Below are 13,411 nucleotides of genomic sequence, written 5' to 3'. Positions count from 1 at the left end.
GGGGAGGCCGTTGGCCGGTCCTACTCGTGCGGCGCCCAGAAGGCCGTCAGTTTGCCCACTCCGTGCTCGACGGACTTCCACGGGCCGGTGAACTCGATGACGGCGATCCCCGCGGTCGGGAATCCGCTGCGGTTCATCCTGGTCAGCAACTCTCCCTCGGCACGGCCCGACAGCGCGTCGGCGAGTGCGTGCGTCACCGGGTTGTGGCCGATGACCAGCACATCGCTGACGTCGTCGGGGATCTCGTTGAGCAGCGCGAGCACTTCGCCGAGGGACGCCTCGTACAGCCGCTCCTCGTAGACGGTCCGGGGCCGGTCCGGCAGTTCCTGGACGGCCAGCTTCCAGGTCTCGCGCGTCCTGACCGCGGTCGAGCAGAGGGCCAGGTCGAAACGGAACGCGTGGGAGGAGAGCCAGCTGCCGGCGGCCGCTGCGTCCATACGGCCGCGGTCGGCGAGCGGCCGGTCGTGGTCGGACACCTCGGGCCAGTCGGCCTTCGCGTGCCGGAGAAGGACAATCCTGCGGGACTCGGGGGTTCCGGGGGCTGTTCCCCCGGATGACACAACGGCGCTCATACAATCCAGCTTCGCACGGATCGGACCATCGGGCGCAGGGTGTTGGGAGGCTCCCCCGGCACGAGTGAACAGGCTTCGGCCACGGTGGCCGGGGAGCGCTACAACGGCAGACTCTGCTGGATCCGCTCCAGCACATGCGTGACGGTGGCCTCGCCGGTGTCCGCGTGCGCCTGGCCGGGCGCGCTGATCAGCAGCAGCAGAACGGCGAAGGCCAGCGCGGGCAGGGCGATGGCCCACCAAGGCAGCCGCACGTCGATCCCGCTCTGCGCGTGGCCGTGGTGGGGGCGGGTGGTGTGCGGACGGGCCGGCATGGCCGCCTCCATGAGGTTCGCGGTGGCTGATGTACCTGAACCTACGGAGTACGGGGGCGCCCTCCCATCCGGTGACCCACCCACTTCACCCTGAGCCTGGCCCCCTAGGGGACGGTGGTGCTAGCCCCACCGCCGGACCGCGGGCGTCCGATCGGGACACGGGGGCAGGACAGGGGGCAGGGCGCGGGGTCGGTGTTCCGGGCCGGGGACACCGGTCCGGAACATCGGACAGGACAACGGGTCAGGGCGACGCGATCGTAGCGATGATCGCGACGATCGCCGTGACCGCGAGCATGGCTCCGAGCACGAGCAGGAGCTTCTTCTGACCGTTCTGGGGATTCGGTTCGAGCACTGGCATGACGTCAGTCTCGCATCTCAGGATTCGTCCTCGATCGTCCGGTCCCGTCCGGCGAGGATCCCGGCGGCGATCTGCGGCACCATCAGCCCGGCCATCAGCGCGATGGGCAGGCCCCAGCCGCCGCTGTGCTGGTAGAGGACCCCGACGAGCAGCGGTCCCGGGATGGAGATCAGATAGCCGGTGGACTGGGCGAAGGCGGAGAGCCTGACCACTCCGGCGCCGCTCCGCGACCGCATGCCGATCATCGTCAGGGCGAGCGGGAACGAGCAGTTGGAGATGCCGAGCAGCAGCGCCCAGACCCAGGCGCCGCCGGACGGGGCCAGATAGAGACCGGCGTAACCGACGAGCCCGCAGGCGCCCAGGGCGACGACGATGGGGCCCTGGTTCTTCATCCGGCTCGCCAGGCGCGGAATGACGAAGGCGAGCGGCACGCCCATCACCATCGTGACGGCGAGCAGCAGCCCCGCCGTGCCGGCCGAGACCCCGGCGTCACGGAAGATCTGCGGCATCCAGCCCATGGTGATGTACGCGGCGGTGGCCTGGAGCCCGAAGAAGCAGGCCAGGGCCCAGGCGGTGCGGCTGCTGGTGATCCGGCGGACGGGTGCCTGCGACCGGGCCGCGTCAGCGGTGCCTGCGGCGCCCGGAGCTTCCACGGCGGCTGCGCCTGCCTCGGTCGCCGCGTTCGCCGCGGTGATGCTGCGGTCCTTGATGAGCGCGATCCAGGGCAGTACGGCCACGGCGGCCAGCACCGCCCACACCCCGAGACCCAGCCGCCAGCTGCCGCCGAGGCCGTCGGTCAGCGGGACGGTGAGGGCCGCGGCGAGTGCGGTGCCCAGGGCGAGGGCCATCGAGTAGAGCCCGGTCATCGTTCCGACGCGGTCCGGGAAGTACCGCTTGACGATCACCGGCATCAGCACGTTGCTCACGGCTATCCCCATCAGGGCCAGCGCGCTGGCGGCCAGGAAGCCTGCCGTACCGCTCATGAAGGGCCGGATCACCAGGCCCGCGGTGATCGCCACCATCCCGGCGCAGACGACGGCGCCGGGCCCGAAGCGGCGGGCCAGCCGGGGCGACATGACGCCGAAGACGGCGAAGCAGAGCGGCGGTACGGAGGTGAGGACACCGGCGACGCTGCCGCTCATCCCGAGGCCGTCCCGCACCTCTTCGAGGAGCGCGCCGAGACTCGTGATGGCGGGCCGGAGATTGACGGCGGCGAGGACGATGCCGGCCATCACCAGTTTCACGGTCCATGCGGCGGGCTGCGGGCGGGCGGCATCCGCCGCGACACGCGGCTCGGCAGCGGGGGCGAGGATCTTCGTCTCGTCGTCTGGCATAAGGACATCATAGAATCATGGGATGATTGGTTGTCCAATCATCCAATCCCCGCTTCCCACCGCCCGACCCCGAACGAGGAGCACCATGGCGCTGAACACCCCCCGGCGTTCCGCACTCGCCGACCAGGTGATCACCGAACTGCGGAACCAGATCACCTCCGGCGAGTGGCCGGTCGGTTCACGCATCCCGACCGAGCCCGAACTGGTCGAGCAGCTGGGAGTGGCCCGCAATACCGTCCGGGAGGCGGTGCGCGCTCTCGCGCACAACGGGCTGCTGGACATCCGGCAGGGCTCCGGCACCTATGTGGTCGCCACCAGTGAGCTGGCCGGGGTGATGCACCGGCGGTTCGCCGCGGCCGACCCGCGGCACGTGGCGGAACTGCGCTCGACCCTGGAGTCGTCGGCCGCCCGGCTGGCCGCCGAGCGGCGCACCGAGCGGGACATGAAGCAGCTGGCGGGCCTGCTCGCCGAGCGGGAGCGGACCTGGGAGGCGGGTGACGCGGAGGCGTTCGTGGCCGCCGACGCGACCCTGCACCTGGCGATCGTGAACGCCTCGCACAACGACGTACTGACCGAGCTCTACGCCGACCTGGGCGACCTGCTCCGCGACTGGCTCCGGGACGACGTGGGGCGCGAGCTGCGGCCCGAGGGGTACATGGACCACACCCGGCTGATCGACGCGATCCGGAACGGCGACGGGGACCTGGCAGCCACCGAGGCGGCGAGCCACGCGTTCGCCAACTGCCTGGAGGCCTCCGCCTGAGGGGTTCCGCGCGGCTCAGTCCGCCCGCCGGTGTGTCACCCAGACCGAGCTGATCTCTTTCCAGCAGCGGCCGGTGAGCCGCACGCTCTGCGCGGGGCCGACCTCGACCGGCGCGCTGTCCATGTCGATGTCCCACCAGCGGGCGCACTCGACGTGCAGGGCGACCCGGTCGGTCCCGACGTATCTGTTGTGACAGGTGGCTGTCGTGTGCGAGCCCCTGAGGGATATGAGGCATCCGGCGCCGAAGGGGGCCGGCTCCGCCTGCACGCTCGTGGGGGCGGCGAGCCCCGCCACTCCGGCCGAGGCCACGAGCAGGACCGCTGTCCGGTAGCGGATCGAACGCATGCCCGTGCCTCCTCCCCGGGTGAGCCGGGGAGTGCCCCGGCCTGATCAGTCTGCGGTCGTTCGCTCCGTTCCACGAGTCGGGGGGGGGACAGCCGGGGCGGGCGGCGGAAGTGACGTGAGAAGGGTTGACATGCACCCGGGCCGGAATATGTTACATGCAATGTTGAGTATCCCGTAGCCGGCTTCCCCAGACCCCAGATCCCACATCACAGACCCCCCACCACAGACCACAGAGCCTCTGGAGGCCCCCATGGAGTGCGATCTTCTGCTGTCGGGCGGACGAGTGGTGACCGTCGACGGCCGGCGGGCCGTGTACGAACCGGGCTCGGTCGCCATCACCGGGAACCGCATCGCGGCGGTGGGCCCGGCGGCGGAGACCGATGCCGCGTGGCAGGCGGCCCGCACGGTCGACTGCCGGGGCCGGGCCGTCGTCCCGGGCTTCACCGACGGGCACAGCCATCTGTTCCAGTCCCTCGCCCGCGGACTGGGCGAGGGCCTCTCCATCTGGCCCTGGCTGTGCGAGTTCATGTGGCCGTACTCCATAGCCGTGACCCCCGACGACGCCAGGGTCGCCGCCACTCTCGGCGCGGTGGAGGCGCTGCGCTCGGGCATCACCACCGTCATCGACAACCACTACGCGCCCACCGACCCGGAGACCGTGCTCGCGGTGGCGGCGGCCGTCGAATCGGCGGGGCTGCGCGGCGCGGTGGCCCGCGGCATGATCGGACACCGGACCCCGGTGGCGCTCGCGCGGGGGCTGCCTCCCGCGCTCTTCCGGTACTCCGTCGCCGAGGAGCTGGAACTCACCCGGGAGTGCATGCGGCGGCGGCCGCCCGGCTCCACCGTGGAGATCTGGCCGGCCCCCCTCAACCTCAGTTACGTGGACCAGGACCTGGTCAGGGGCGCGGCGGCGCTGGCCGCCGAGTCCGGGACGCGCTGGCACACGCACTGCAGCGAAGGGGCGAAGGACCCGGAGAGCTATCTGGAGGCGTACGGCGTCAGACCGGTCGAGTGGCTTGCCGCCGAGGGGCTGCTCGACGAGCGGACCACCCTCGCGCACGCCGTGTGGCTGGACGGCGCGGAGATCCGCCGGATCGGCGAGCGGCGGGCCGGTGTGGCCCACAATCCCGTGTCCAACGCCTATCTGGCCTCGGGTGTGATGCGGCTGCGCGAACTGCGGGAGGCGGGCGCCGTGGTGGCGCTCGGCACCGACGGCCCCAGCGCCGGGCACCGCCAGGACATGTTCGAGGTGATGAAGCAGACGCTCTTCGGGCAGCGCCAGCACACCCTCGACCCGGCCGCCGCGCGCTGCGAGGAGGCGCTGGAGCTGGCCACCCGGGAGGGCGCCCGCTATGCGGGTACGGGGGCCGGCATCCTGACCGCCGGCGCCCCCGCGGATCTCGCCGTGGTCGCCCTGGACCGCCCGCACCAGGTGCCGCTGCACCGCACCGTCTCCGCCCTCGTGTACGCGTCGCGCGGCTCCGACGTGGAGCTGACCGTCGTCGACGGGCGGGTCGTCTTCGAGGACGGCCGCTGCGTGCTGGTGGACGAGGAGGCACTGCTCGCCGAGGCCCAGGAGCGGTCCGAACAGCTCGTGTCGCGTGCCGGCTTCGGCGGACTGATCCGCCCCTGGAACCACTGACCACACCCCCGACCGACCGATTTCCCTGTCGGCTGCCCGTCCGCGGCCCCCGTACGTGCGCAGTGAACAACCCCCGCCGTGGGGCGGGTGGAGGGAGAACGCACATGTCGCGCAAGGCAGTTCAGGGCAGTACGGGCCGGGCCCGGGAGCCCGGGCCGGACCCGGTCCAGGTCCCTGTCCCGGTGGACGCGGGCGCCGTCGGGCCGGCCGATCCGGATCAGGTCGATGCCGTGCCGGCGTTCTGGCGGCTGGCCGTCTACGGGCTCCAGCACGTGCTGGCCTTCTACGCCGGTGCGGTCGTCATGCCGCTGCTGGTCGCCCAGGGCATCGGGATGCCCGCCGATGACATCGGGATGCTGGTCAACGCCTCGCTGCTGACCTGCGGTCTCGCCACGCTGCTGCAGTCCGTGGGGCTGCCCGGGATCGGCATCCGGCTGCCGGTGGTGCAGGGCACGTCGACGACGGCGGTGCCCTCGCTCGTGTCGGTGGGCCTGGCCGCGGGCGGGGCGAAGGCCGGACTGCCGACCGTCTTCGGGGCGGTGATCGCCGCCGGGCTCGCGCTCTTCGTGATCGCGCCGTTCTTCAGCAGACTGGTCAGGTTCTTCCCGCCGCTGGTCACCGGCACCATCGTGACCATCGTCGGGATCACCCTGCTCGCGGTGGCGGCCCGGCAGGTGGGCGGCGGGGACCCCTCGCAGCGCACCTTCGGCTCACCGGTCCATCTGGGCCTCGCGGGGGTCACCCTGCTGGTGATCCTGCTGCTGCACAAGTTCTCCCGGGGCTTCCTGGCCACGGTGGCGGTACTGCTCGGCCTGGTCGCGGGCACGGTGGTGGCCGCGCTCGCCGGGGAGACCGACTTCTCGGGGATCGGCGGCTCCGCCTGGCTGGGCGTCACGGCCCCGCTGCACTACGGGGCGCCGCGTTTCGAGATGACCGCGGTGCTCTCCATCGTCCTGGTGATGATCATCATCGCGGTGGAGTCCATCGGGCAGTTCTTCGCGGTGGGCAGGATCGTCGGCCGCGAGGTGGACGGCCGGCAGGTGACCCGGGCGCTGCGCGCGGACGGCCTCGCGACAGTGATCGCCGGGCTCCTCAACTCCTTTCCCAGCACGGTCTATTCGCAGAACATCGGGCTGATCGGACTGACCCGGGTGAAGAGCCGGTGGATCGTCGCGGCGTCCGGCGTGATCATGATGGTGCTCGGCGTGGTGCCGAAGGTGGGCGCGGTGGTGGCCGCGATGCCGGCGTCCGTGCTGGGCGGCGCGACGATCGTGCTGTTCTCCACCATCGCCGTGGTGGGGGTGCAGATCCTGGTCCAGGCCGACCTCGGCGACCAGCGCAACACGATCCTGGTCGCCGCGAGCGTGGGCGTCGGTTTCCTGCCGACCGCGTTCCCCCAGTTCGCCGATCAGATGCCGGGCCGCCAACTGCATGCACTCTTCGAGAGCGGCATCATTCTGGGCACCCTGACGGCTGTGCTGCTCAACCTGTTCTTCCACCATCTCAGGCTGCCGGGGCACCGGAAGAGGGCTGCACGCTCCATTGACCCGTCCGAAGATTACATGCAACATGAAGAACAGCTGGAGAGCACGATCCCCAGCACATCGGACGAGGCGTCGTAAGAGCCTCGGAGCAGCTGAGCGTCGTAGAGGGAGTTGGGGCATGTCGACGGAGAGAGCAGTGAACCCGGTCGCGGCCGGAAGCCTGCTTGCCGACCGGGCGTACGAGGAGCTCAAGGGGGCGGTGCTGGCCAACCGGCTGCGCCCCGGCGACGCGCTCTCCGTGCCCGCGCTCGCCACCCAGCTGGGCATCAGCCGCAGCCCGGTCCGCGAGGCCGTGCAGCGGCTGATCCACGACGGCCTGGCCACCCACATCGCCCACCGGGGCGCCGTGGTCGCCACCGTCGACGTCGAGGACGTGCGCCAGCTGTACGTGGTCCGCGAGGTGATGGAGGGGCTGGCCGCCCGGCTCGCCACCGAGCGGCTCGACGCCACCAGGGTCTCCGAACTGCGCGACCTCCTGGAGCGGCACGAGCGGGTCGTGGCGGCGGGCGACGACGAGCAGGCGCACACCGAGATGGACATGGCCTACCACCGCCTCATCCGCGAGGTCGCGGGCAACCCCCATCTCACCGCGGCCCTGGACACCGTGCAGGGCAAGGCCCACCTCGCGCTGCACGCGCTCTGGCGCAGCCCCCAGGCCCCCCGGCTCGCCGTCGAGGAGCACCGCCGGATCTTCGAGGCGATGACGGCGGGCGACCCGGACGCGGCCGAGCTCGCGGCCCGCGACCACATCAGGCGGCTGCGGATCCGGCTGTCGCAGGCGGTGGCGCCGGGCCCCGACCGTACGGAGGGCGGGCCCGCTCCCGTACACCCGGTCGGGCCGTAGGGCCTGTCGCCCGGGTCGCGAAGACTCCGGCGCCCGCCCTCCGGATCGGGGGGGGCAGGCCCCCTGCGCCCGCCGTCCACGCCGCGGCTCCCGTGCGGCAGCCCCGTACCGCATCCCCTACAGCAGAAGGGAAGTGATGGTCCGTGAGCACCGTCACCGGCATCCGGCAGGGAGTCGGCGAGAGCGTCCTGCGGCCAGACGGCCGGCTGAAGGTCCAGGGTGCCTTCGCGTACGCATCCGATCTGCACGACGACGCGATGGTGTGGGGTGCGACCCTGCGCAGCCCGCACCCCTGCGCGCGGATCGTGCGTCTCGACACCGCCCCCGCGCTCCGGCTGCCCGGCGTGGTCGCGGTGCTCACGCACGAGGATGTGCCGGGCCGGCCGCTGTACGGGATGAAGGTCGCCGACCAGCCGGTGCTGGCCGCCGACCGGGTGCGCTACCAGGGCGAACCGGTGGCGCTGGTGGCGGCGGACCACCCGGAGACGGCGCGCCGCGCGCTGCGGCTGATCGACGTCGGGTACGAGGTGCTCGAACCGCTGACCGACCCCGAGCAGGCGGTCGGCGGCGGGGGCCCGCTGGTCCACGAGCGGCGGGTCGACGGGAGGTCCGGCAATGTCGTACGGCATGTCCGCATCCGGCACGGTGACATGGCCGAGGCCAGGAGGCTGGCCGATGTGGTGGTCGCGGGGACGTACGAGGTCGGGATGCAGGACCAGGCGTTCCTCGGCCCAGAGTCGGGCCTCGCGATACCCGCGGAGGACGGCGGTGTCGATGTCTATGTGTCGACCCAGTGGCTGCACGACGACCAGCACCAGATGTGCGCGGCGCTCGGGCTGCCGCCGGAGAAGGTGCGGCTGACGCTCTCCGGGGTCGGCGGGGCCTTCGGCGGACGCGAGGACGTCTCGGTGCAGATCCACGCGGCGATGCTCGCGCTGCACACCGGCCGTCCGGTGAAGATGAGTTACAACCGCGAGGAGTCGTTCTACGGCCATGTGCACCGCCACCCGGCCCGGATGCGCTTCGAGCACGGTGCGACGCGCGACGGGAAGCTCGTGTACGTCAGGGCGCGGCTGCTCTTCGACGGCGGCGCCTACACCTCCACCTCCCAGGTGGTCATAGCGAACGGCTCGTACTTCGCGGCGGGCGCCTACGACGTGCCGCACGCCGAGATCGACGGCTACAGCGTCTACACCAACAACCCGCCGTGCGGGGCGATGCGCGGCTTCGGTGCGGTGCAGTCGTGTTACGGCGTGGAGTCCAACCTCGACCGGCTGGCCCGTGAACTCGCCATGGATCCGGTGGAGTTGCGCATCCGCAACGCCATGACGACCGGGACGGTGCTGCCCACCGGGCAGTCGGTGGACGGTCCCGCACCCGCCGCCGAGCTCCTTGAGCGGCTGCGCGCCCGGCCGCTGCCGCCCGCCGGTGAGGGCGCGTTCGCCCGGCCGGGCGGGCTGAACAACACCACACACGGCGAGGGCGTCAGACGCGGGGTCGGCTATGCCATCGGGGTCAAGGCCATCGGCTTCTCCGGCGGGGTCGACGACCGTTCGGCGGCCCGGGTCCGGCTCGCCCTGGCCAACGGGGAGCCGGTCGCCGAGATCCACACCGCGGCCGCCGAGTGCGGCCAGGGCATCGTGACCGTACAGGCACAGATCGCCAGGACCGAGCTGGGCGTGGAGCGGGTGGTGGTGCTGCCCGCCGACACCCTGGCCGGCGACGCGGGTTCGTCGTCGGCGTCCCGGATCAGCTGGATGAGCGGCGGTGCGGTGCAGGGCGCCTGCAAGGCCGTACGGGAGGAGCTGACCGCGCGCGGGGACGGGCCGCTGGAGGTGCTGCTCGCGGACGGGCCCGTCGAGGCGGAGTACGAGTACCGCCACCGCCGCACCTTTCCCATCGACCCCGAACGCGGCCAGGGCGACGCCCACATCGCCTTCGCGTTCGCCGCCCACCGCGCGGTGGTGGACGTCGACACCGAACTCGGGCTGGTGAAGGTGGTCGAGCTGGCCACCACCCAGGATGTCGGCAAGGCGATGAATCCCCTTGCCGTGGAGGGGCAGATCGAGGGCGGCAGCGCCCAGGGCCTGGGGCTCGCGCTCATGGAGGAACTGCATGTGCAGGAAGGCAGGGTGCGCAATCCGTCCTTCACCGACTATCTGATCCCGACGATCGCGGACATGCCGTCGGTCCCCATCGAGCTGCTCGAACTGCCCCACCCGGACTCGCCGTACGGCCTGAACGGAGTGGGCGAGCCACCGACCCTGTCGTCGACGCCGGCCATCGCCAACGCGCTGCGCGACGCGACCGGCCTCGCACTGACCAGGGTGCCGGTGCGCCCCGGAGACATCGTCGACGGCGACCCCCAGGACGACATCGTCCACAGCGAAGGGAGGTGATGCGGGCCCGCCCCCGGGTCCCCCGACGGTTCTGCACGCACCGCGTACGTACCACCAGAACCAGCAGGGAAGGAACAGCACCTTGATCATCGACACTCATATGCATCCCACGAACGTCGTGGACCAGGCGTGGCGCCACGACGGCGAGCCGTTCACCGGTGAGCGGACCCTGGCCATGATGGACGGCCCGTACATGATCAACGGCAAGCCCCGCCGGATCGACTACGGCTGCATCATGCCCCCGCCCGGCAACAGCGTCTGGCAGGACGGGATGCGGGGCGGCCGCGAGGGCATCCGCGACTACATGGCGTACATCACCGAGCTGGTGACGACGTACCCCGACCGCTTCATCGGGAACTTCATGTACAACCCGCGCTTCGGGCCGGAGAACGGCGCGAAGGAGCTGGAGTTCCACGTCAAGGAGTACGGCTACAAGATGCTCAAGCTGCATGCCAACATGCATGCCTACCGGCCCGACCGGGCGCTCGACTGGCTCCGTCCGGTGCTGCGGGTCTGTGACGAGCTGGGCGTCCTCGTCCTGATCCACACCGGCGACGGGCCGTACTCGATCCCGACGCAGTTCTACCCGATCATCCGTGAGTTCCCGAACGTCAACTTCATCCTCGGGCACTTCGGCGTGCAGACCGGCGGCGTCTACTGCTTCGAGGCGCTCTACATGATCCTCGACTCGCCCAATGTGTACGGCGAGTCGGGGTGGCTGCTCCAGTCGCGGATCGTGGAGTTCGCCCAGCAGATGGAGAAGCACCAGCTGGTCTTCGGTACGGACTCGCCGCCCAACGAACCGGGCATGTGGGCCCGGGAGCTGGAGGTGCTCTGCGGCCCGCCGCCGCAGGGCATGAACCTCTCCGAGGAGCATCTGGAGGGGTATCTCGGCAACAACGTGGCGAAGCTGCTGGGCCTGAAGCCCACTCCCCCGCCGCGCGACCAGGAGGAGGCGCGGCTGCGCCTCACGGACACCTACGCCTCGCTGGACGCGGCCGGTACGTCGCGCGTCTGAGGGCAGCGGTTCCGACGGTTCCGTCCCCGGGCCGGCCCGCCCCTCCTCGCAGGAGCGGGCCGGCCCTCCCTCCGCACATCCACCACGGACGCGGTCCACCACGGGCACGGTGCCCCGGCGTCCCCGGTACGGAAGCAGGTGCCGTCATGCGGCGCATCGGTCATCTCGTCCCCTCCCCCTCCATCGGCGTCGAGCGCTGGTCGGGCCAGATCTGCCGCTCCGTCTCCATCGAGGCCGCCCATCCGGTCGCCCGCACCGCCCTGCCGGACGTGCTGTACGGGCCGGCGATCGCGCCCTCGCAGTCCGGTGAACTCACCCGCTCGGCCGCGCTGCTGGCCGACGCGGGCGCCGACGCCGTGGTCTGGAGCGGCAGTTCGAGCGATCTGCACGGCGCTGCGCACGGGCGGGCCGTGGCGCGCCGGATCGAGGAGGTGGCGGGCGTCCCCGCGTCGACCGTCACGCTGGGCCAGCTCGATCTGCTCGCCCGCCGGGGGCTGACCTCGCTCGCGCTGGTCTCGCCGGGCTCCGAACAGGTCGCGGGGCGGCTCGCCGACACCTATCTGGCGGCCGGATTCAGGGTGGTCTCGGTGACCGCGCTCGGGCTTTCCACGGCGCGGGAGGCCGCAGGACTCCCGGTGTCGCGGGTACGGAGACTGCTGGCCGGCGCCGACTCGCCGGACGCCCAGTGCCTGGTGGTGACGGGTACGGAGCTGCCGGTCGCGCCGGTGGCCGCGCTGCTGGAACGGGAGCTGGGCAAGCCGGTGTACGACGGCGCCCGGGTGGCGATCAGGACCGGGCTCGATCTGCTGGGCCTGACGGTCGGTGCTCCCGAGTGGGGCGAGCTGTTCTCGGTCGAGCAGCACGCGGGAGTCTGCTGTGACCACTGAGCCGGCGGCGGGGCCGGTCCCGGCCGCCGCCTCCCAGGACCTGCGCGACTTCCTCGCCCGGTACACCGCCGACCACCCCGACGACGTACTCACCGTCGATGAGCGGATCGAGGGCGAGGACGTGGCCGCGCTCGTCCTGGAGCTGGCCGCCCGCGGCCGGGACGAGCTGGTGGTCTGCCGGAACGTCGCGGGGCTCGGCGCTCCCCTGGTCACCAATGTGTTCGCATCGCGCCGCCGTATCGCCCGCCTGCTCGGCACCGGTACGGCGGGGCTGCACCGCGCGTACCAGGCGGCGTCGGCCCGCCGGTGCGAGCCGCGGGTGGTGCGGGAGGGTCCGGTGCTCGACGTGGTGGCGGAGCCGGACCTCGGCGCGCTTCCGATGATCCGGCACTTCGCTTCGGACCGTGGCCCGTACATCACGAACGGCATCATCGCGGCGGAGGCACCCGCGTACGCCGAAGGCCGCTCGGGCAATCTCAGCTACCACCGCGCGATGGTGCACAGCCCTGGCGAGCTGGCCACCAGCCTGCATTCGCGCGGCCATCTGTGGCAGTTGCTGCGGCTGGCCGAGGAGCACGGCGAACGGCTCCCGGTGGCCATGGTCGTCGGGGCGCACCCGCTGTTCATGCTGGCGGCGTCCGCCCGGGTGGGCGCGGACACCGACGAACGGTGTGTGGCGGGCGGCCTGTTCGGGGCGCCCCTGGAGGTGGTGCGGACCCCGAAGTACGGGATACGGGTTCCGGCGAGCGCCGAGACGGTCCTTGAGGGGTTCATCGATCCCGCCCGCCGCGCCGATGAGGGTCCCTTCGGTGAGTTCTCCGGCTACTCGTCGGACCGCTCGACCCACAACGTACTGACCGTCGAGACGGTCCTGCGGCGCCGGGACGCGCTGCTCCTTGACGTGGTGGGCGGCAGCACCGCCGAACACCTCAACCTGGCGCGGGTGCCGCGCGAGTCGGAGATGGCGCAGAAGCTCATGGAGCGCTTCCCGGAGGTGACCGCGCTGCACTATCCGACCTCGGGCACCCACTTCCACGCGTACGTGGCGATGCGCGCCGGCCGCCCCGGCCAGGCCCGGCAGATCATGCTGGGGCTGCTCGGCTGGGACCCGTACCTCAAGACGGTGGTCGCGGTCGACGAGGACGTCGACATCACCCGGGACTCGCAGGTGCTGTGGGCGATGGCCACCCATCTCCAGCCGCACCGGGACGTCTTCCAGGTCGGCGGTCTGCCCGGCAGCCCCCTCGACCCGTCGTCCACGGCGGACGGCACGACGTCCCGGATGGCCCTGGACGCGACCCGCGGCCCCGGCTTCGAAGGGGTACGGATCGAGGTCGCCCCCGGACGCACGGAGGCCGCGCGCCGTCTGCTCGACGGTCGCGCGGCCTCCTGAG

13 protein-coding genes are annotated in these 13,411 nt (G+C 71.8%); 8 read left to right on the top strand and 5 right to left on the bottom strand.

The window, feature by feature from the left end; all coding sequences use genetic code 11:
* Positions 1 to 20: 20 nt before the first annotated feature.
* The 4 genes from OG385_RS26690 to OG385_RS26675 all read right to left on the bottom strand — a co-directional run bounded on the left by OG385_RS26690 (position 21) and on the right by OG385_RS26675 (position 2,575).
* Positions 21 to 572 (bottom strand): histidine phosphatase family protein, encoded by a 552-nt coding sequence (locus OG385_RS26690; RefSeq protein WP_266858366.1) that lies wholly within the window; start codon positions 570 to 572, stop codon positions 21 to 23.
* 98 nt (positions 573 to 670) lie between these two features.
* Positions 671 to 883 carry a hypothetical protein gene (locus tag OG385_RS26685; protein ID WP_266858365.1) on the bottom strand — a complete coding sequence of 71 codons (213 nt, stop codon included), beginning with the start codon at positions 881 to 883 and terminating at the stop codon, positions 671 to 673.
* 241 nt (positions 884 to 1,124) lie between these two features.
* On the bottom strand, positions 1,125 to 1,241 hold the full coding sequence (locus OG385_RS26680; protein WP_266858363.1) for an SGM_5486 family transporter-associated protein: 117 nt from the start codon (positions 1,239 to 1,241) through the stop codon (positions 1,125 to 1,127).
* Positions 1,242 to 1,258: 17 nt separating this feature from the next.
* Positions 1,259 to 2,575: an MFS transporter gene (locus OG385_RS26675; protein WP_266858361.1), complete on the bottom strand. Its 1,317-nt coding sequence runs from the start codon at positions 2,573 to 2,575 to the stop codon at positions 1,259 to 1,261.
* 85 nt (positions 2,576 to 2,660) lie between these two features.
* Here OG385_RS26675 and OG385_RS26670 point away from each other — a divergent pair, with 85 nt between their 5' ends.
* Positions 2,661 to 3,338, top strand: a complete 678-nt coding sequence (locus OG385_RS26670) for a FadR/GntR family transcriptional regulator (RefSeq protein WP_266858360.1) — start codon at positions 2,661 to 2,663, stop codon at positions 3,336 to 3,338.
* Between the two features lie 15 nt (positions 3,339 to 3,353).
* Here the strand turns inward: OG385_RS26670 and OG385_RS26665 are convergent, their stop codons facing one another.
* Positions 3,354 to 3,683 (bottom strand): hypothetical protein, encoded by a 330-nt coding sequence (locus tag OG385_RS26665; protein WP_266858359.1) that lies wholly within the window; start codon positions 3,681 to 3,683, stop codon positions 3,354 to 3,356.
* A gap of 250 nt (positions 3,684 to 3,933) precedes the next feature.
* Between OG385_RS26665 and OG385_RS26660 the strand changes: the two genes are divergently transcribed.
* From OG385_RS26660 to OG385_RS26630, 7 genes are all read left to right on the top strand, one after another.
* On the top strand, positions 3,934 to 5,325 hold the full coding sequence (locus OG385_RS26660; protein ID WP_266858358.1) for an amidohydrolase: 1,392 nt from the start codon (positions 3,934 to 3,936) through the stop codon (positions 5,323 to 5,325).
* 104 nt (positions 5,326 to 5,429) lie between these two features.
* Complete coding sequence (locus tag OG385_RS26655) at positions 5,430 to 6,947, top strand: nucleobase:cation symporter-2 family protein (protein ID WP_266858356.1); 1,518 nt, start codon at positions 5,430 to 5,432, stop codon at positions 6,945 to 6,947.
* A gap of 40 nt (positions 6,948 to 6,987) precedes the next feature.
* Positions 6,988 to 7,713, top strand: coding sequence for a GntR family transcriptional regulator (locus OG385_RS26650; protein ID WP_266858354.1), 726 nt, complete (start codon positions 6,988 to 6,990; stop codon positions 7,711 to 7,713).
* 143 nt (positions 7,714 to 7,856) lie between these two features.
* Positions 7,857 to 10,112, top strand: coding sequence for a molybdopterin cofactor-binding domain-containing protein (locus OG385_RS26645; RefSeq protein ID WP_266858352.1), 2,256 nt, complete (start codon positions 7,857 to 7,859; stop codon positions 10,110 to 10,112).
* Positions 10,113 to 10,194: 82 nt separating this feature from the next.
* Positions 10,195 to 11,130: an amidohydrolase family protein gene (locus tag OG385_RS26640; protein ID WP_266858350.1), complete on the top strand. Its 936-nt coding sequence runs from the start codon at positions 10,195 to 10,197 to the stop codon at positions 11,128 to 11,130.
* 146 nt (positions 11,131 to 11,276) lie between these two features.
* Positions 11,277 to 12,017: a hypothetical protein gene (locus OG385_RS26635; RefSeq protein WP_266858348.1), complete on the top strand. Its 741-nt coding sequence runs from the start codon at positions 11,277 to 11,279 to the stop codon at positions 12,015 to 12,017.
* The gene (locus tag OG385_RS26630; protein ID WP_266858346.1) at positions 12,007 to 13,410 is read left to right on the top strand and encodes a UbiD family decarboxylase; all 1,404 of its coding nucleotides are present in this window, start codon (positions 12,007 to 12,009) and stop codon (positions 13,408 to 13,410) included. The genes OG385_RS26635 and OG385_RS26630 overlap by 11 nt, the downstream gene beginning before the upstream one ends.
* Position 13,411 lies beyond the last annotated feature (1 nt).

The sequence above is a fragment of the Streptomyces sp. NBC_01306 genome (assembly GCF_026340465.1).
Classification (GTDB): domain Bacteria; phylum Actinomycetota; class Actinomycetes; order Streptomycetales; family Streptomycetaceae; genus Streptomyces.
This window is presented reverse-complemented; position numbering and strand designations above follow the sequence as displayed.

Coding starts and splice junctions, on each gene's coding strand:
- OG385_RS26690 (WP_266858366.1), bottom strand. CDS start 572: ATGAGCGCCGTTGTGTCATCCGGGGGAACAGCCCCCGGAACCCCCGAG.
- OG385_RS26685 (WP_266858365.1), bottom strand. CDS start 883: ATGCCGGCCCGTCCGCACACCACCCGCCCCCACCACGGCCACGCGCAG.
- OG385_RS26680 (WP_266858363.1), bottom strand. CDS start 1,241: ATGCCAGTGCTCGAACCGAATCCCCAGAACGGTCAGAAGAAGCTCCTG.
- OG385_RS26675 (WP_266858361.1), bottom strand. CDS start 2,575: ATGCCAGACGACGAGACGAAGATCCTCGCCCCCGCTGCCGAGCCGCGT.
- OG385_RS26670 (WP_266858360.1), top strand. CDS start 2,661: ATGGCGCTGAACACCCCCCGGCGTTCCGCACTCGCCGACCAGGTGATC.
- OG385_RS26665 (WP_266858359.1), bottom strand. CDS start 3,683: ATGCGTTCGATCCGCTACCGGACAGCGGTCCTGCTCGTGGCCTCGGCC.
- OG385_RS26660 (WP_266858358.1), top strand. CDS start 3,934: ATGGAGTGCGATCTTCTGCTGTCGGGCGGACGAGTGGTGACCGTCGAC.
- OG385_RS26655 (WP_266858356.1), top strand. CDS start 5,430: ATGTCGCGCAAGGCAGTTCAGGGCAGTACGGGCCGGGCCCGGGAGCCC.
- OG385_RS26650 (WP_266858354.1), top strand. CDS start 6,988: ATGTCGACGGAGAGAGCAGTGAACCCGGTCGCGGCCGGAAGCCTGCTT.
- OG385_RS26635 (WP_266858348.1), top strand. CDS start 11,277: ATGCGGCGCATCGGTCATCTCGTCCCCTCCCCCTCCATCGGCGTCGAG.